Source organism: Flavobacterium anhuiense (assembly GCF_900101855.1).
Classification (GTDB): domain Bacteria; phylum Bacteroidota; class Bacteroidia; order Flavobacteriales; family Flavobacteriaceae; genus Flavobacterium; species Flavobacterium anhuiense.
Genome location: NZ_FMVC01000002.1, coordinates 41,875 through 60,633, shown reverse-complemented (window position 1 = coordinate 60,633; position 18,759 = coordinate 41,875). Strand labels below are relative to the sequence as shown.

14 protein-coding genes are annotated in these 18,759 nt (G+C 34.6%); 13 read left to right on the top strand and 1 reads right to left on the bottom strand.

The features are described from left to right. Nucleotides 1-124 precede the first annotated feature (124 nt). The gene (locus BLP44_RS04750) at nt 125-1,597 is read right to left on the bottom strand and encodes a hypothetical protein (protein WP_091129978.1); all 1,473 of its coding nucleotides are present in this window, start codon (nt 1,595-1,597) and stop codon (nt 125-127) included. A 308-nt stretch (nt 1,598-1,905) separates the two neighbouring features. On the opposite strand from BLP44_RS04750, the gene BLP44_RS04740 reads away from it, so the two are divergent. The 13 genes from BLP44_RS04740 (at nt 1,906) to pta (ending at nt 18,731) form a co-directional block, all read left to right on the top strand. Continuing rightward, complete coding sequence (locus BLP44_RS04740) at nt 1,906-2,295, top strand: single-stranded DNA-binding protein (RefSeq protein WP_091129970.1); 390 nt, start codon at nt 1,906-1,908, stop codon at nt 2,293-2,295. A 35-nt stretch (nt 2,296-2,330) separates the two neighbouring features. Continuing rightward, a complete protein-coding gene (locus BLP44_RS04735) occupies nt 2,331-2,690 on the top strand; it encodes a DUF7222 domain-containing protein (protein ID WP_091129966.1) in 360 nt (119 codons plus the stop codon). A gap of 29 nt (nt 2,691-2,719) precedes the next feature. Further along, the gene (locus tag BLP44_RS04730; RefSeq protein WP_091129962.1) at nt 2,720-3,100 is read left to right on the top strand and encodes a PcfK-like family protein; all 381 of its coding nucleotides are present in this window, start codon (nt 2,720-2,722) and stop codon (nt 3,098-3,100) included. After that, a complete protein-coding gene (locus BLP44_RS04725; RefSeq protein WP_091129958.1) occupies nt 3,097-4,413 on the top strand; it encodes a PcfJ domain-containing protein in 1,317 nt (438 codons plus the stop codon). The genes BLP44_RS04730 and BLP44_RS04725 overlap by 4 nt, the downstream gene beginning before the upstream one ends. Before the next feature lie 641 nt (nt 4,414-5,054). Beyond that, nucleotides 5,055-6,239, top strand: a complete 1,185-nt coding sequence (avs1a, locus tag BLP44_RS04720) for an AVAST type 1 anti-phage system MBL fold metallo-hydrolase Avs1a (protein ID WP_091129954.1) — start codon at nt 5,055-5,057, stop codon at nt 6,237-6,239. Continuing rightward, complete coding sequence (locus BLP44_RS04715; protein WP_091129950.1) at nt 6,239-11,500, top strand: serine protease; 5,262 nt, start codon at nt 6,239-6,241, stop codon at nt 11,498-11,500. Before avs1a ends, BLP44_RS04715 begins: the two co-directional genes overlap by 1 nt. Then, complete coding sequence (avs1c, locus tag BLP44_RS04710; protein ID WP_091129946.1) at nt 11,497-11,745, top strand: AVAST type 1 anti-phage system protein Avs1c; 249 nt, start codon at nt 11,497-11,499, stop codon at nt 11,743-11,745. Before BLP44_RS04715 ends, avs1c begins: the two co-directional genes overlap by 4 nt. An 11-nt stretch (nt 11,746-11,756) precedes the next feature. Then, a complete protein-coding gene (locus BLP44_RS04705) occupies nt 11,757-11,999 on the top strand; it encodes a hypothetical protein (protein ID WP_091129942.1) in 243 nt (80 codons plus the stop codon). A gap of 78 nt (nt 12,000-12,077) precedes the next feature. After that, the gene (locus BLP44_RS04700) at nt 12,078-12,758 is read left to right on the top strand and encodes a hypothetical protein (protein WP_091129939.1); all 681 of its coding nucleotides are present in this window, start codon (nt 12,078-12,080) and stop codon (nt 12,756-12,758) included. 331 nt (nt 12,759-13,089) lie between these two features. Beyond that, nucleotides 13,090-13,992: a hypothetical protein gene (locus BLP44_RS04695; protein WP_091129936.1), complete on the top strand. Its 903-nt coding sequence runs from the start codon at nt 13,090-13,092 to the stop codon at nt 13,990-13,992. Then, nucleotides 13,973-14,875: a hypothetical protein gene (locus BLP44_RS04690; protein ID WP_091129933.1), complete on the top strand. Its 903-nt coding sequence runs from the start codon at nt 13,973-13,975 to the stop codon at nt 14,873-14,875. Before BLP44_RS04695 ends, BLP44_RS04690 begins: the two co-directional genes overlap by 20 nt. Nucleotides 14,876-15,499: 624 nt before the next feature. Then, nucleotides 15,500-16,573, top strand: coding sequence for a magnesium/cobalt transporter CorA (gene corA / locus BLP44_RS04685; protein WP_091129930.1), 1,074 nt, complete (start codon nt 15,500-15,502; stop codon nt 16,571-16,573). Nucleotides 16,574-16,637: 64 nt separating this feature from the next. Further along, entirely contained in the window at nt 16,638-18,731 is a 2,094-nt protein-coding gene (gene pta / locus BLP44_RS04680; protein WP_091129926.1) for a phosphate acetyltransferase, read from the top strand. The last annotated feature ends 28 nt before the right edge of the window (nt 18,732-18,759 follow it).

Sequence of the window (18,759 nt, the reverse complement as noted above, 5' to 3'; positions counted from 1 at the left end):
GGTTTTATGGAAAGCATTTGGTTGATTAAATGCTTTCCATAAAATATAACTACTGGTTAATGTAAATAAAAACCTATCTCTCAAAATTGGACAAAAATATTAATTTGCATATTTATATAACAATTTATGGAATCATATTTAAGAATAAGTGATAAACTTGAATGTTTTTTAGACTTCTGAAGTGGTTTATTTTTACAATTTTTAAGTTTGCAGGAGTTTCTAATTCAAATTCTTTGTCAATCCCCAAACTTTGGTATTTTCCAAAATCTATCTGCTCAATGTAAGTCTGATATTTTTTCCAAGTTTCTTCAAAAGATTTGCTCTCGCAATAAACTATAATAAAAAGCGGGCTGATTCCAATAGGTTCGTTACGGAAAATTTTTACAAGATGGTTCTTGATTATTGTATCTGTAGTCTCATCTTTCGGAATAGATTTTATTCTCAGGCATTCTATCGCCGATATATGGTCTGAATTCTCATTCTCAATTATGATGTCGCGAAATGCAATTCCCGAAGTATTGGATTCAGTTGCGGGATCCGTCGTTCCTCCCATAGACTGGTCTTTGACGCTCCAATTTCGGCTGTTTACTGCATGTTTTAAAAAATTGCGTATCAGTATATTATACTTATTCTCGCTTTTGGATTTTCTATATTCAAAGACATTATCCAAAAAAGTCATACATACGCTCATTACAGATTTTAATAGAAAATCTTTCTCCTCAATTGTAAGTTTTTCTCTTTTTTCGCTCAGCCATTCATAAAATAATCTTTCATATAGCTTATGGCTGGTGCGTGTAATATTTGCCAATCTCGGAAGTATCCTAAATTCAATATGGTTAAGAAATAGGGCTTTCTCCCTGCCGAATGAATTGTAGTGGAAGTCCAGAAACGCTTTAATATTTTCTCTTGGCTTTGTTTGATATATCTTCCATACAAATTCGGTATGATATTGGTCCAGCAGATAGGCAACATTTCCATACCCTTCTAATATATGCTCAGAATCGATATGTCTTTTAAGCATTTCATCCCAGTCATGCTTTAAATCTTTGAGCTGATAGGTTCTGAGCTTTATTTTTGGATGGCTTTGAGTGTTATAATAGCCTGGAATCTGATCTGTCTCGATAAATTGTTCATCAATTTTTTCTAGTTCGTCCAAGATGGAATAGTGCACTGTCTCATCTTCTATAGGTTCAATGGCAGTCATTATCGAAAGGAATTTTTCTGCTTCCTCATAAGTGCCTATAAGAAATCCTATCCTTTCAAAATCAATATCTTTTTCCTCCGAAAAAAGAGAGGCTTCATGTTTGATGAGTATGGTTTCAGCTTCGTGTACCGAATCTTCCTTAATCTTATGAAACCAATATATCAGCTCTTCTTTCGAAAAGATAACCTTTCTAGCCTCATCAAGCATCTTCTGAAGTTCGGCTTTGCCTTTTTTCTGGTTTTCTAGAATCCGGGTAAAATATATATCCCGGTCTATAAGGTTAAAATATCGTTGCGGCAGGATGTTAGTCCATGAATGTTCTGGTTTTTCCGCCAGTAAGGAAGTATCTATACTGCTTCTGAAATATATTTTCTTGTGGTTCCCTTTTTCCATACCCGCATTTTAGTTAGTTATTCTCTGCAGTTTTTACTGCTTTTCGGAATCTTTTGAAATCAAATATAATCAAGTTTTTAGAGAATGCAGTTTTCATTCGAAACGGATAAAAAGGCAGCCAAGTTAGCGTACACCGGATCCTGCAGGCGCATAACGGCCCTGCCTCCCTTCGGGACTTATAGCCCTCCGTATCCTTGATGCCCGCTTTATTGCCGCTTTCTTTTTTTCCGTTTTTTCTTTTGAAAACATTTTTTGGGAAAGGCAGGGAAAAGGATTTTAAAACAGTAATCATTTAAAATTTAGAAATCATGGAAATCACAGGACGTTTGACAAGAGATGCGGTTGTTGCCAAAACAGCCAACGGCAGGGAGGTGGTAAATTTTTCAATTGCAGTCAACGACAGCTACAAAGCCAAAGGAAGCGCCGAGACAACTAAAATAGTAACCTACATTGACTGTTCGTACTGGCTCAGTTCGGGTGTTTCGCAATGGCTGAAAAAAGGCGCGATGGTGGAACTTTTCGGCAGAATAGGAGTAAACGCCTATCTCAATTCGGAGGGCAAAGCCTTGGCAAGCCTCACTTTTCACACAAGCAATATCAAGATACTGGTGTTTGTCTCCGATGGGCAAGCCTTACAGGGGCAGTCAGCTCCTGCAAAAAAGAGCGGAAAGGAACAGCCTGACGACCTGCCTTTCTAATCCAAATCAAATGTATAAGCCTAAAGAAATGAGTTATGAAAGCCTTGGAAAAATCAGTATATGCCCAATATGGCGTGCACGAAGCATTCAAAAAGATTATTCTTTCGGAGATGCAGTCTTATGACGGAACAAAGAAAGAACAGCTTAAAGCATTCCTTGAAGATATGCAGAGAAGCGGATGCATCAGCGGTATGATATCCCAATTTATCTATCATGCCGACTGCAAAAAGTTCTATATCCAACATTTGGATGATTTGGAAGACATCAGAAAAGAAATGGAAGATTCCCTTGGGGAAGCGGTAAAAGACAGATACAGTCTGCCTCACTACACCTTTATGTGCTGGCTCTGCTTTGAGGAGTACTGCTATGACATCTACAGAAACTCTTTTGAATAATCTTCTTGTTTCATCTTAAATCTTCCCTTATGAAAGCTTCAGAAAACTTTAAGACCGCCATAGAAAATTACCTCAATCAGACCGCCCTTGCCGATACCGTTTTTGCAAAGGACTTTGTCAAGGAATCTAAAAACTTGGAAGGCTGCTGCAATTACATTTTCGGCGAAGTGAAAAAAACGGGGCTGTGCGCCTTTGACAATCAGGAAATATTCGACATGGCGGTCAAGTACTACACAGATGACAGCATCGGACAGCCTCAGCCCGTTAACTGCAAAGTTGTTGTGAAAGAGCCTGCTGTGGCTGATTTGTTTACTTCCGCTCCCGAAGTTCCCCAGAATACCGTTGTTGCAAAAACGGCAGCCACTGTTCCCAAAGCCGAATCCAAAACCTTGACACTCTTTGACCTATGATACCTAAAACCATCATCGAAAAGCAGATTGTGTCCCTTAGCGGGACACTTGCCCCTGTGACCCAAAAGATCCAAGGTTGGGCAGAAAAGAATATTTTCCTTAAATGGGTTGTGCTCTCACGTGGGAAATTCCACTGCCTTGACTGCGCCCACTCCTGGAAGCCCGATGCGCAGAAAGCATCCTGCCAAAAGTACATCAATTGCACGCAGTGCAATGGAAAGCTTAAAATGCACCAGTTCAATCAGGCGCATTTCAAGGAAATTGAGTATTTCGCTGTGTTGGATGTCTGTGGTGGATTTCAGGTCGTTCGTATCATCTGCTCCCGCAAGGACATGAAAAAGAACTGCATGCCGGCTTATTTCCATAAGGAAGTGATGCAGCATTGGATAAACGCCAAAGGGGAGGTGCGCACGCTTTCTCTCGGCACCAACGTTTTTTCGCAGGCCTATGATTCTTGGAAATACTATTCTCCCCTTGAAATCCGCCCCAAAACATTTGAAAGCTCTCCCAAATACCGAATCAATCCCTATAAAGTCTATCCGTGTTCAAAAGTGATTTCAATATTAAAAAGAAACGGCTTCAAGAGCAGATTCTACGGCATAGCGCCTCAGGTATTGTTTACGGCTCTTTTGAAAGATTTCCATGCAGAGACGCTCCTAAAAACTGGGCAGACCGATTTTCTTGCCCATTATCTGGTCTCGCACTCTCAGCACATCAGGGAGAACTGGCAGGCGGTAAAAACCTGCATTAAAAACAATTGCAAGGTAAAGGACTTTTCGCTTTGGGAAGATTACATTAGCCTGCTCAGATGGTTCAAAAAGGATTTGAATAATGCCGATTTGGTATGCCCTGAGAATTTGGAGGAGATGCACGACAGGCTTGTGGAGAAAAAACGCATCATCCAAAGGCGTAAGCATATAAAAGAACTTAGAGCTGAAATACAGCAGGCGCAGATTGGCTATGAAGAGCAGAAGAAACAGTTTTTCGGATTGGAGTTCACAAAGGATGATTTAAGCATCTGCGTATTGGAAAGCGTGCAGGATTTTCTCGAACAGGGCGATATGCTCCGCCACTGCGTATTTGCCAATGAATACTACAAAAAGAGAAACTCCCTTATCCTTTCGGCCAAATTTGAGAACAAACCTGTGGAGACCATAGAGGTGGCGCTTCCCTCGCTTGAAGTTGTGCAGTGCAGGGGAGACAAAAACAGGGTTTCCCCGCACCATAAGCAGATTTTGAAGCTTCTTAATCAGAACCTCTATCAGATAAAGAAGCGACTTAAAAACAAGAAGGAAGAAAGAGCCGAAAATTAGTTTTCGGCTTTCTTTTGGTAAAATTCCGCGGCGCAGACACTTGAAGGGAATATTGTTTTAGGCTTCAGGCTTAATTCCGAAACAAAGTTCGGGAAGGAAAGGCTGTTCTCCGAAAAAAATTCCCCAATAAATGCAGGAGGAAAACCTGCTTTATTGCGTTGCTTTTTTCGCTCGCTTTCTCATTCCCGGTTCAGGTTCCATTATTAATCTTAAAACTTGGAAATCATGGAAACTTCAAAAACACTTCAGAACTGGAATCAGGTAGCAGAAATCCAGCTTATCTACAAAGAAAAAGTACTTTCACGGGCATTGTATTTTTGTAGAGGGAAGCATCAAATATTTAACCATAGAGCACAAAGTCAAATAACTAAAATGAGTTTGTTTAGGATTTAAAATCGATTTTTAATGTTAAATCTATTCGAACATAAACTTGGCTGGACTATTTTTATTATGATTTTTGATGAACTCGTGTGCTATTTCTGAGATTACTGTTTTTTAAAAGATATATATAATTCCTCACAATATTAGTAAATAAAAGTGTTTTTTTATTAACTTCGACTACTCAAAAAAAAAGGTTTTACAGAAAAAATTGACAACTTAAATTAACTGTTTGGAAAAAACTTTTTGCTTAAAATAACCAAATGATACAAATTGAAATATTTCCCGCCGTTAATGGCGATTGCTTTTTATTACATCTTGAAGAGGGCTTAATACTAATAGACTGCGGATATGCCTCCACATTTACTGAACATTTGAAGCCGGTTTTAGAGACATTACACGGACAGGGTAAGTCTATCCTAAGATTTATTCTTACTCATATTGATGAAGACCATATTCAAGGTGCTCTCAAATTTTTAGCAGAAAATGGATCTGCTGAAAACCCCAGTATTATTAAAATTGAGGAGATTTGGCATAATAGCTATAGGCATCTCCAGGGTGAAAGAAGTAATGACATCATTAGTAATGAATCTGAATTACTATTGAAGTCATCTTTCTCTGCTGGTGAAGTGATACCAGAGAAGCAGATAAGTGCAAAACAAGGAAGCTCCTTAGGAGCATTAATATTAAAGCATGGCTATAATTGGAATACTGATTTTAATGATAAAGCATTCTCTATTGACCATTTTTCGGAGATAAAAATTGGAGAAAATATTAAGTTTGAATTCTTGTCTCCTGATGATATGGCTTTAGAACGTTTAGAAAAATATTGGAAAAAAGAACTTTATAGATTAGGTTTTCGTGAAAAGATAACAAATCAAAAGATATTTGATGATGCATTTGAGTTCATGCTACTCTCCGAAAAGATAGTGCCGGATGAAACTTTATCTAAAGCCGTTTCTGCTTCCGCATTTGATGTTGAAGAACTTAAAAAACAAAAATGTGCATTCGATAAGACGCCTAAAAACGGTAGTTCGCTGGCATTTATTCTGACTGTTTATAACAAAAAAATGTTGTTTATGGGAGATGCTGTACCAGCGATAATAGAGCAGCAATTAATGAATAAAAAAGCAACTGAAGAAAACCCCATGCAGTTTGATTTGATCAAACTTTCTCATCATGGATCTTATGGCAATAATAGTCCAACATTTTTCAAAATTACCGATTCTTCAAAGTACCTTATATCAACCAATGGAATATCTAATCCACATCCCAGTAAACCAACCTTAGCATGGCTTATAGGCAGGCCGACAAAAATTGTCAGAGAAATCTATTTTAACTATCAGAATGAAGGTTATAATTTACTAAATAATGATATTTTAAAAGAAACTTTTAAATATTCCCCAGTTCTTGTTGATAATCCTAGTAAACGCAAATTTAAAATTTAATGATTATTCATCCTGCACAAATTGTCCAAAGGATTGCCCGTATAATATGTGGTGATGAACATGGCACTGGTTTTTTTATAACTCCATCACGTCTTGTAACGGCGCGACATGTCATAATTGATCATATACTTGACAGTTCCGAAATACAGTTGCAATTCCAAAATGAAGATCAATCGGGTTTTGCAATTGATTCTGTTAAGTTAATAGCGGAAAATGAAGATTTAGATATAGCAATATTAGAGATGGAAACAACCCAAGGCAGTTTCGGTCAATTTGAAATTTCCTTAGATTACGTAAGACATAATGAAGAATGGGAAACTTTTGGTTATCCATTTACAAATCTTAAGGAAGGGCTTCCTATAAAAGGTACTGTGCTTTCACTGCCTCTTAATCTACCATATGATATTGCCCTGATTTCAGATGATGTGGACAGCAGATTTGATTACAGTGGATTATCTGGGTCTCCTCTGCTGATAAAGGGACATGTCTTTGGAATAGTGACATGGAGTACTATTAGGGGATTAGGAGCAGTCAGCATAAAAAAGCTTTATGACTTTCTATTAGAAAACCAGATACCTGTCATAAATGCAAAAGAAATTAAATGGTCAAATGATTTTGCTGATGAGATTGCCAATACAACCCCAAATGCAAAAGTAATTAGTAAGTTAAATGCGGCATTTGAAAATAAAAATCAGTACTATTTACTATATGGTCCACCAGGTTCTGGAAAAAGCATTGTAGCCTCCACTATTCATTCTGAACATGCTACAGTAAAGGTATTAGGGCGATATATCATAAGAATACCTGGAGATCCGACACCAATTTTTGTAAAAGCTTCGAAGGAAAATTTTCTACAATGGATGGAAGATCTGGTATGTAAGGTGCTTACCGGTGAACCTGCTGCTGTGAGTTCAATTGGCTTTAATGAAAGAATTACACGCCTGTCCGGCTGGCTTGAGCAGTTAAATGACTATCTAAATTCGATTGGTGAAAGGGCATTAATAGTCGTCGATGGAATTGATGAGATTTTATCAAATGGAGACTACTCTATAGACGATTTTTTGAATGTTTTACCTCCAGTTATTCCTTCTCAAATATCTATTTTATTATCCTGCATTAGTGAAGAAATCCTGCCTGTAAGGATTTCAAGTATCTTGACAGATCAGACTAAGATATATGCTACACCAATGTCAGAGAGCGAAACTATTCAGTTTTTAAACAAAGAAAGTAGTAGATTCGATCTGAAAATATCCATTGTCCAAATAACCCTTATAGCGCAAAAGTCGGAGGGGCATCCTCTTTATCTGAGGTACATTATCGAAACTCTTAGAAGCAAGGGAATATCCGATTATGACGAATGGATTGATAGCTTATCTACCATCGATGGTGATATTAAGATATACTATGAACGTCTTTGGTCAAATCAAATAAATACTGATGCCGATCGGTATTGGATAACTTTAATTGCGTCACAATTACGTGGCCCCGTAACTTTTAGTGAGTTTAAGGAAATGCTGCCTGAGAGCGCTAAATATAATTATCAGACTAAATTTGGAAACATTAAGCATTTATTTAAGACTGGAGATATGGTCAGTATATATCACAGCTCGTTCCAGAATTTTGTAATTGATAAGAGTTCGTCAGACATTAAACAAGCAAATAAATACATTAGTGATTATAATTTAACGGAAACCCAGTCGGTATATTCCTTAAAAAATCGTATTCATCATTTACTTTTGTCACCTGATCCTTCTCCCTCTATTTTGTACTGTAATCAAAACTGGGTAGATGACTGTGCAATGATTCATGTTGAGCCAGATAGAATTATTAGTGATATTAATAAAATTGAAGCCCTGTGTATTAATCAGGAAGCTGTTGCTGAATTAATACGAGTAAAATTACTGCTCCAGCGGGTTCGTTTTCGCTATAATAATGTATTGGCGGAATATGCTTTCGAAATCACTGATGCGCTTATTGAATTGGGAAAACCTGCAGAAGCCATTAATTACATATTGAGAGATGAATTACTTCTAGTATCTTTGGATGATTCTATTTACTTTCTTCAGAAATTATATGAGACTGAAGCACATTTTGAAGCATCGCTACTTAATCACGCTATTGATATCCGCTTTAAAGCGATGCTGGAAAGGGCGTCAAAAGAAGGAAATTTCGCGATGGAAGGTTTTGTTTATAATGCACAAGCGTTAACCCTAAGAGTTAATATAGAAAAGCCTGAAGATGTTGCAGAGAAGTCTGTACATCAACTAATGCGTCTCAAGGATTTGGAAAATAGTGAATTTACATCAGAAGAAGACAGTGAAAAAGTTAAAAATTGTCGTCATTATATTGCTTCATGGCACGCAGGTTACTATTTGCATCGATTTAATTTATATGCAGGTATTGAAAAAATGGCGGAATTTTCTGATGACGTATATACCAAGGAGACAACAGGATTTTTAGCAAAAATTGCGATTAATTATCATAGGGTTAAAGAAGTTGGAGTTTATGAATCCAGTGACAAAACAGCTTATTTAAGGCTAGTTGCAGATATTGAAAAACTAGCCACGGAACATGGATACCAATCTGAAGACAGCGAGCTATTAATTAAAACTCTAATTGAGGATAGTAAAAATCCAGTTTTAATTGAAGAAATTATCAAGGGAAAAACTGCTGATAGGGTTTTGTATAATCTCAGAAAAAGTAATGGTGTGGATGCCGACACAGATTCTCTAGTGAATTACTTTAACGAGAACATTTATCTGGGGTATATAGATAAGTTAAGCTCTTATCCATCATTGGCACCACTTAGAGCAAATTCATGGGAGGCTTTTTTTAAATCAGCATTTGAATTAACTGGCTTTATTCAAGGAAAAATATATCGTCTTAAAGCAGAAAGTCGGTTGGAGGAAATTGGACGATTGGAGCCAAAAGGTAGAGAAATCGTAAACCGACTTAACTTTACCCTTCTTGAAAGGACAAAATTCGACAGATCATACCAATTGATCGAAGAGGTTGTTCCTATAATATACCATCGCTTAACAGAATTGTTTCTGAATTTTGAGCAAAATGCGATTAATTGGTTTACAGAACACATTATATCACAATCGGACGACCAATTGGGGCAGTATACCGAAGGATATCGTAAATCAATTTACCTTATGGCTGAAACACTTTCGGGGTATCCTTCTCAAAAGAAAAATGCTTTTAGTTTACTCAAGGTTTTGGAGCAACATATTTATTTAGCAGTCCAAAACCGTTGGCAGCGCACTTCTGAACTTCTTCAAATTGTTCAATTATATGCAAGAATCGGATCGAAAGACAGGGCTGGAGAAGTCTATAAGAATATGTTGGATACTTCGATGGGACCAAGTTGGTACAAAGAAGCGCAGTTTGAACTGATTAACTCTGTGCTGGTAAAAATGAAAACTGAAAACACAAAGGATCATTTTAATGATTTTGCTGGATATTTGGAATTTGCAGCTGGTGAAATGACCTTTCAGCGTTATGTCCAGTCGGAAATGCATTCTTTTATAGGAACTCTGGCAGATACAGGTAACATTAGGGAAGCTGTTGAATATTTTAAATTCCAGCTGTTGCCTAGTACTGAAATTATATTGGAAAATGCTGAATCCAGCACAATTGATGCTCCTTCAAAAGGAGATGGATATATTTTAGGAGCAAAATCTATAATTGAGGCTAGTGCGATATTGAATTTACTTAGTAGAAATAATGAAATAAATCCATTTATAAAACTTGCATTAAGTGAAGTTTTTTTGATTGGATCGGATACTAGTAGGTATTTAAATGGATTTGCGGATCTGTATTATGAGGCGTATTTGGGGGCGGAAGAAATATCTGATTCAGTTTCAGGGCAGGTTTTAGATCGTATCGCAGCTACTATTCTCTCAGAGCGCATGACTGAAGAAAGGTCAAATTTTATAATAGCGCTTTCGTTTTCGTTTGAGGATGATTTTATAAAATTAGAAAATAAATTATCAGATTTAGGTGTTGACATAACCCCTCTTTCATTGAAAAATAAAAGTGAAAGCGCACCGAAGATCTACTCTGAGGAGGAGGATGCTGAAATGGCTGAAAGAGGGCTTTTGTTTCCGGGAGTAGGTAAAATGAGCAATTTTCCAAAAATTAGTAAAGCAGTATCTGAGGCGGAAACAGAATTTGAAATTGAAAATAAAGTGGGCGGGCTTAAACATTTAATTGATTGTCTAAAAAGGTTATCAAATGATGGCGCCGATATTTGGATGGGTAGAAATTTAACTTCGGAACTTGGTGATTTATTTAAACTTTTAAAAGATAATTGTTCAGCAGCCGAAGTAATGCAATATCTTACAGATTTTATACTAGAACATATCACAGATGACTGGCGCGTAGTTAATGCTTTAATAGGCATGTTCGAAAATAAGATATCTGACACAGAGAAAGAGAAGATAGTTTTATATATAAAAGAACATATAGAGATGCTGATCAGATCAAATTCAGTTTTCACTGAAAAATACGAATGGCTCAATAAGCAATCGCATCAGTCAGAGAATTCCGAAATACTTCTCGTTAGATTTCTGATTTGGCTGCTGAATCACCCTTATGCATCTGTACGTAATGCAGTACTAGATTCAATTTCTTGGTTAGTAGAAATAATGCCTGAGATGATGTTGCATCAGTTAATGGAATATTCTGTTGGAAAAAATATTGATACTGCAAGAGAATTATGTTCTGGACTGTTAGCAGTATTTTCCTCAACTTACCAGTCTAATATTTGGAATATTTTAAAAGATCAGCATACTTTACAGGAATCTATATTTAAATGTGAACATTTAATGATTAGGATTAACTGGCTGGAAGTTTTAGAATCAGTGAGTGATCAAAGTGGTGATGCAAAAAAATTATATGAAAATTTGAAGAAACAATTTCCTACCAATAATTTAAATGGCAGTGATGTTTTTTTAGATAATGATTTTTTAAATCCAATTGATAATCTAATAGAAAATTTGAATGATGCTGAACTGCTTAACGCTTCTATTTGCGAAGATTTGATAAAAAAATGTGATGAATTGTTCAAAACAGTAAATTTTTCAGACCATTTGCGTGTGGAGCAATATGTTGAGAGAAGTTTCTACGAAGAAGATCATTATTATAATCATACCGAGTATTTACTAAGAAGCGCACTGAACAATGTACTATCAGGCCATATTGGTATTGCGCAAGTTCCTTCAGTATCTAAAATCTTAAAATTGTCAGTATTATGATAATGGAAAAAATGAAGAATATTCCCAGAACAAGAAGCGACTTTGAGCGAAATTTTAATATTTTGGCAGAAAGAATCAGAAACAGGCAACAATTTTATCCATCTGGTCAAGGACAGGTTGACAATTTGCTAAAAATAAATGTGTTGCCAAATAAAAGGATTAATTTTCTTACGGTCGATGAGGGAGCAAGGCTTCATGCTAATCATGTTGCAAGTATGTCAGAACTAAAAAAAATACGATTTTAAAACATATAAAGATGAGCATCAAGACACCCAAAAATAGATTGGAGTTTGAACATAATATAAATTTTTTGGAAGAACGGGGCTTAAAATTATTGGAAGTAAACAATGAAAGTGCCATACAAAATTATGTTTGGGCAACTTTGCCCCACCTAAGAAAAGTTCGCAAGCTTCCCAATGGACGAATTAATTTATTAACCATCAATGAACAAATTCGATTGCAGGCCAATATGCTGAACAGCGATTTGTTTTCAAAATAAGTTAATATCAAATAATTGACAGACGTGGTTATAAGTTATAATGTCATTATACAATCCAAAATCTAACAATTTTAATTTATGAACAGACCTATTGAGGGATTTAAAGAACTCTATCAAGACTTAATTGATGACTGTATTTCTTTTGACAGTAACCAAGAACGAAAAGCAAAAGATATTGCAGGTAGAATTAGGACACTGCTAAAAGATGGACCAAATAAATACACTAGATCTATTTTACAACAACTTGGAAAGAAAAATATATTATTTAAGGACAGTTCGATACCATATACAACTAATCCTGGATTTAGTTATTTTGACATTAACGGTTCTATAAGCAATTCTGTCATTTCGGTATCGGGTGTCTATATGGGACTACTTTATAAGAAAGTGCAAGGTTCGGACAAAACTTTAGAGTTTTCGTTTGCTCCCCTTTGTCGCAGACAGGGTTTAAAGTTAAATATCACTGAAAAGCCTTTTAATGAGTGGTGGGAACAAATTGTATACGAAGACCCATTTTCTAGTTATAAATTAACTAGAAAAGATTTAATCCTCTCTAGTGCTGAAAAAGATGGTTTTGCTCACTTCGACCCAACTTTAAATGAGGAATACGAAAAATTTCTTCAATCTGACTCTTTAGATTTAATTATTAATGAGGAAAAGATAAAGTTCAAAAACAATCCAGCAAAAAATTCAATTAGACAAATAGGTTTTGAGGTTATTATGACTTTAAAAGATAAATTAAACGGTATAATAAAATAACTGCTATTGTTGTTTATTAGCAGTAATTGGGTGAATTTTAATCAATTGTTAGAGATGATTAAGTGGTAATCTCCACCACTGAGTTCCGAGGTAAAAGGTGCCCAGAAAATCGATTGTTTAACGACCGATTTTCTGACCGATTGTGAGATAAGGCAATCTTAATGGTTTCTGAGGCTCCGGATTTTAGATATATTTAGTATGATTTTTATGATATTTGGTTTTAGATTGTTTCTCGCTGTTGAATATTTAGGATAAAAACTTAATGAAAAAGACAATAAAGATTCTATGAAAATGACTAAAAATGCTTTATTAAAACTACAAATGAAAAAATATGATTTTAATAATTTGTGCAACAAACGGTAAAGGGTTACTTGTATTTCTAAGTGATTTTTTTGATGTAAAAAAAGAGACAGTATTTACTGTTTTAATCACTCTGTTTGTGTTTTGCGCTGGAACGTCTATAAATCTATTGCTTGGTTATTTTAAAAATATTCGGCTTCGCAATAATTATAAGCATACCATAAATTTACTGCTTTACGATTTAGCGGAAGTGTGCAGAAAACAAAATTTTGCCTCGATGTCAGATATAGAAAAACTTAGCATACTTGATGGTAAAATTGTAGCCGTTAAGCAGATGATATATGCACCGCTACAATTTTTAAATAAAATGGATTACTCATTATTTATAAAGTATTATGTAAGGTCTTGTAATAAAAAGAAAAAAATCAAAGCAGCTACAAAATTATTTCAAATTATTGGACAAGCAAATATTTTTGAAAGTGATAATCAGGAGAAAATTAATATGTATATGAATGTAATTAAGCCTCTTCAGGAAACATATATTAAACATATGCTTTATCTAGAAGTTTTTGGTGAAACTATTCAGATATTAGAAATTTCTGATTATGATTTTAAAAATGATTTAATAAATGTTTATTCGTTTTGGAAGGTTAAACATGTTGATAACGGTTTTAGAAATTCTTTTACAAATCTAGTATCCCCACTTATTGATGTTGTGAATAAATATCCGATGGAATCAGTTGCAATAAATCTCATTTCTATTCTTAAAGAATGCAAATTTGCATACAACGAGATTGCTCACATCGATATTCAGTTGAAGGAATACTTCAAAATTTTTGCTTTTAGCAATAAAAACGTCTATCGTACTATTGGGGTGATTTTGTGTATTTTAAATGATAAAAAGAAGAAAGAAGATGTATTTAGAAGATTTTAGAAAAAATGAATTTAATAAGTGCGCGGTTATAATTCCTAGTACACCGCCTACAGTTATTAATATGAAATATGATATCCACTGTGCACATGCTTACAAGTTTACAGTTTCCTGTTTAAGGGATTTAGAATTATCAGCAGATAGCCTTAACAATGGATTGGATGTGGTTCCAGCAATAAGTATGTGGTACCTTTCTGTTAGTTCCTTTCTTGAAACAATTTTTAAAATTTTATCATTAAGGATTGGGGGATATGTGTTTCAATGCGATATGACCATCGAGGATAAGTATTTTAAAGTTTTAAATATGCTATCGGTAGATGATTTGGATTTACAAAAAAAAATATATGAAAAGCTTTCTGATTTTTCTCTAATTTACAAAAATCTTCATATGGACTCAGATGAAGGAAGTGAGCTATTTTTTAAAACTGCAAATTTCTCTTCAAATACTTCTTTTCTTAATCAGGTAGATGTACTGCAAAGCATGCTGATATGTGTAGAAGTTTTTGAAAATTTCAGATTCATTTTTGAAGGAGTTGATTTAATGCCTAATGTTGGAATAGTAGCTAAGGGTGGGAATCCTGTATTTGAAAAACTTTCTATATTACAAAAAAATGTGATTAAACCTATTGTTAAAGATATATTTTCAAAACATAAGATTGAAACAAAATTAAAATTTAATGAAAGTTTTAAACAATTGTCAATTTGTAAAATTTTCCAAAGTGGAGAAATTTTAGTGATGTCAAAAAATATCGAAGATGAAAAATACAAATACAGATTAAATTCATTGAAAACGGATATTATTTCTTATTATCATTCCAACCAAATGAGAAAATACCAAGGGAGAGAAGAATTTTTTTCGAGAAATTATCAAATTAAAATGCAATAATAAATTATTCAATGTTTTACTAAATAGTATTTCTTAATAACTATATATGGAAGGAATAACTGACGAAACATATACTTAAAAAGATAAAGGAAAAAAGAAAGCAGTCTTGAATTAGAAACTGACAATTGAAGTGCTATACGTCCTGAAAAGCGGATTTTCTCAGGATAGAAAATAAAAGTTATAGTCTAGCTGTGTTCACTATATAGCTTTTGCTTTTTTAGGCTTTGCATGTCTGAATATAAAAATGAATTCAGTTGAGTATTATTGATGACTTCATTTGGTTCTACAGCAACCTGCTAGAGGTCAAAAGATGAATGGCTTTTCAGAAAGCAAAAATTTTGTTTTTTTGAATAATGTAATTGTTTTGTACCTTATTTGTACCATTTTTTTCTAATGTGTTGATATTGAGTATGTGTTATTTTTGAAGAAGTAAAATAATTCTTTAGTATTAAGTAATTACTACAAAGTATTAAGATAGAAAACCGAGTCAGAAATGACTCGGTTTTTTTGTTTTTGCTAATTAACGTAGGCAGTGCGTCTAAATTTTAGGTTTTTCACAAACTGATAATTGTCATTTCCTGTTCAAATTCTTTTTCGTAATATTACTATTGTAAATTTTCATGAATGAGAAAGATTAAATACAAGAAAGGGCGTAAGCTGCAACACATTACTTTAGAGTATACTGGCATACATAAAGAGCATAAAACAGAGATGCAACTTTTTGTATATAATGATGCTGATGTTGTCGAATATGATAAGTTTACGGTCTTGGCTTTAAATTCTTGCTTTGATTATACTAAAAACAATTGGCTCAATATTCATGGGCTTAATGATATCAATCTTATTAAAACAATCGGCACGCATTTCAAATTAGATGATTTTCTGCTTGCCGATATTTTAAACACTACCAAAAGAACTAAACTAGAAGACCAGCAAGATGTTTTGTTCTTTAATATAAAATCACTTCTTCCTTCTGAATATTCAGATAATATTAGCGTCGAGCAATTAAGCTTTATTCTAAAAGATGGAATTTTAATTTCCTTTCAAGAAAAGCGAAGCGACTTTTTTACGCATATCCGTGAGCGTTTGCGTACCCATGCGGGAATCGTTAGGACCAAAAAGGTAGATTATCTTTTGTATTTGCTTTTAGACGCTGTTATGGAAAATTTCTACATTACATTGGAAGATGAAGAAGATAAAATCGAAGACTTAATCAATTTGACTAAAAAAGATGCTAAACCAGTTATTTTAGAGAAAATTGAAAATCATCGTGATAACTTAAACTTTCTAAAACGTTCCATAGTGCCACTTCGAGATTCGCTTTATTATTTGAAAACGAAGAAAGATGATGACGATGATAACGGCTTAATACAGAAAGAAACATTCAATTTCTTTATCAGGCTGCATCAAAAAAGTTTGGAGCTTTTAGATCAGATAGAATCAGATATGAGCGCACTGGAAAGTGCTTCTAATTTTTATTTTTCGGAACAAAGCCGAAAAATGAACGAAATCATGAAAACGCTGACCATCATATCAGCCATATTTATTCCGCTAACTTTTATAGTTGGAGTCTACGGAATGAACTTTGAAAACATGCCAGAGCTCAAAACGCAAAATGGCTATTTTATAGTCATGGGTGTAATGTTTTTGCTGGTAATTGCCCTGATCATCTATTTCAAAAAACGTCGCTGGTTTTAGCGTTCTTTTATATTTGAAAAATTTGATTTTGTAAATTTTGTATTTAGAATAAAAATAAATAATTATGAGTAAAGCAATATATATAGCCACTAGCGACCATAATAGCGGTAAATCAATTATTACGCTCGGCTTGATGAGCATCTTACTTGGTAAAACTGCCAAAGTAGGATATTTTAGGCCTATAATTGAAGATTTTGTCGATGGGGAGGTAGATAATCATATCGAGACCGTTTTGTCTTATTTTAACCTTGATATTAAGTTTGAAGATGCCTATGCTATTACCAAAAGCAAATTAATCAAGAAAAAGAACAAAGGTAAAATAGGAGAGGTTTTGGATTTAATTATTGAAAAGTATAAAAAACTCGAAGAACGCTTTGATTTTGTTTTGGTTGAAGGAACAAGTTTTACTGGCGAGGGAACTTCTATTGAGCTGGATTTGAATGTTTTAATTGCTAAAAACCTTGGGATTCCGACTATAATTGTTGGCTCTGGAGTTGGGAAAACTTTAGAAGAGCTTTTAGACAGTTTGTATCTGGTTTACGATTCTTTTAAAATAAAAGAGGTTGAAGTTTTATCAGTTTTTGCCAATAAAGTTCAACCGGAAAATATCGAATTGGTTACCAGTAGTCTGCAAAAAAGTCTTCCTTCAAATGTATTGATTAACACCATTCCGATTATTTCAAGTCTGAATAATCCGACGATGCAGGAAATTGTAAACGAATTGAACGCTAAAGTTCTTTTTGGAGAAAATTATCTGAATAACGAAATCGGGCACTATAGTGTTGGAGCCATGCAACTTCATAATTATCTAGTGCATTTGCATGACAATGCTTTGGTAATTACTCCTGGAGATCGTTCTGATATTATTTTGGGAGCTTTACAGGCGAATGAATCGGCCAATTATCCAACCATTTCTGGAATTATCCTGACAGGTAATATTGTTCCAGAAGAAAGTATTTTAAAACTCATTGAAGGGCTTTCAGCCATTGTTCCGATTATTGCGGTTGATGGCGGAACGTATCATATTACTAATAAAATAGGTTCTATAAAATCGCAGATTTACGCCAACAATACACACAAGATTGAAACCTCAATCAATACTTTCGAAAAATATGTAGAAATTGAAGCTTTATCGCAAAGAGTAATTACTTTTCAGCCAGAAGGTATGACGCCAAAAATGTTTCAATACAATATGGTTAAAAGAGCGAAACAGCACAGAAAACATATTGTCCTGCCAGAAGGAAATGATGACCGAATTATTACAGCTGCTTCAAGATTGTTAGATATGGATGTGGTTGATATTTCTATTATTGGCGATAAAAAACAAATTGAAAGTAAAGTTGCAGAGCTTGGACTTACATTTGATTTTTCTAAAGTAAATATCATCAATCCGATAGAATCTGAAATGTATGAAGATTATGCGAATACTTACTATGAGCTTAGAAAAGCTAAAAATGTAAGTATTACAATGGCGAGAGATTTAATGGAAGATGTTTCGTATTTTGGGACCATGATGGTCTACAAAGGCCATGCGGACGGAATGGTTTCTGGCGCAGCACATACAACACAGCATACCATTTTGCCCGCATTGCAATTCATTAAAACAAAACCAAATTCATCTGTGGTTTCTTCTGTGTTCTTTATGTGTTTAGAAGATCGTGTCTCTGTTTTTGGAGATTGTGCTATTAATCCAAACCCGACGGCAGAACAATTGGCAGAAATTGCTATTTCTTCTGCAGAATCAAGTTTAGCTTTTGGTATTGAACCAAAAATTGCCATGCTTTCTTATTCTTCTGGATCATCAGGAAAAGGAGACGAGGTCGATAAAGTAAGAACTGCTACAGCCATTGTAAAGGAAAAAAGACCAGATTTAAAGATAGAAGGCCCAATTCAGTACGATGCGGCAGTTGATTTAAGCGTTGGGAAAAGCAAAATGCCAGATTCAGAAGTGGCAGGACAGGCCAGCGTATTAATTTTCCCAGATTTAAATACAGGAAACAATACTTACAAAGCCGTTCAAAGAGAAACCGGAGCTTTAGCAATTGGTCCAATGCTTCAAGGTTTAAACAAACCGGTAAACGACTTAAGCCGTGGTTGTACTGTAGACGATATAATCAATACAGTAGTTATTACAGCGATTCAAGCACAAGGAATGTAAATTCAATTAAAAATTGAGAATTAAAAAT

What these genes read in the sequence shown, in the direction of transcription:
- BLP44_RS04750 (WP_091129978.1), bottom strand. Translation starts at nt 1,597, where the DNA reads ATGGAAAAAGGGAACCACAAGAAAATATATTTCAGAAGCAGTATAGAT.
- BLP44_RS04740 (WP_091129970.1), top strand. Translation starts at nt 1,906, where the DNA reads ATGGAAATCACAGGACGTTTGACAAGAGATGCGGTTGTTGCCAAAACA.
- BLP44_RS04735 (WP_091129966.1), top strand. Translation starts at nt 2,331, where the DNA reads ATGAAAGCCTTGGAAAAATCAGTATATGCCCAATATGGCGTGCACGAA.
- BLP44_RS04730 (WP_091129962.1), top strand. Translation starts at nt 2,720, where the DNA reads ATGAAAGCTTCAGAAAACTTTAAGACCGCCATAGAAAATTACCTCAAT.
- BLP44_RS04725 (WP_091129958.1), top strand. Translation starts at nt 3,097, where the DNA reads ATGATACCTAAAACCATCATCGAAAAGCAGATTGTGTCCCTTAGCGGG.
- avs1a (WP_091129954.1), top strand. Translation starts at nt 5,055, where the DNA reads ATGATACAAATTGAAATATTTCCCGCCGTTAATGGCGATTGCTTTTTA.
- BLP44_RS04715 (WP_091129950.1), top strand. Translation starts at nt 6,239, where the DNA reads ATGATTATTCATCCTGCACAAATTGTCCAAAGGATTGCCCGTATAATA.
- avs1c (WP_091129946.1), top strand. Translation starts at nt 11,497, where the DNA reads ATGATAATGGAAAAAATGAAGAATATTCCCAGAACAAGAAGCGACTTT.
- BLP44_RS04705 (WP_091129942.1), top strand. Translation starts at nt 11,757, where the DNA reads ATGAGCATCAAGACACCCAAAAATAGATTGGAGTTTGAACATAATATA.
- BLP44_RS04700 (WP_091129939.1), top strand. Translation starts at nt 12,078, where the DNA reads ATGAACAGACCTATTGAGGGATTTAAAGAACTCTATCAAGACTTAATT.
- BLP44_RS04695 (WP_091129936.1), top strand. Translation starts at nt 13,090, where the DNA reads ATGATTTTAATAATTTGTGCAACAAACGGTAAAGGGTTACTTGTATTT.
- BLP44_RS04690 (WP_091129933.1), top strand. Translation starts at nt 13,973, where the DNA reads ATGTATTTAGAAGATTTTAGAAAAAATGAATTTAATAAGTGCGCGGTT.
- corA (WP_091129930.1), top strand. Translation starts at nt 15,500, where the DNA reads ATGAGAAAGATTAAATACAAGAAAGGGCGTAAGCTGCAACACATTACT.
- pta (WP_091129926.1), top strand. Translation starts at nt 16,638, where the DNA reads ATGAGTAAAGCAATATATATAGCCACTAGCGACCATAATAGCGGTAAA.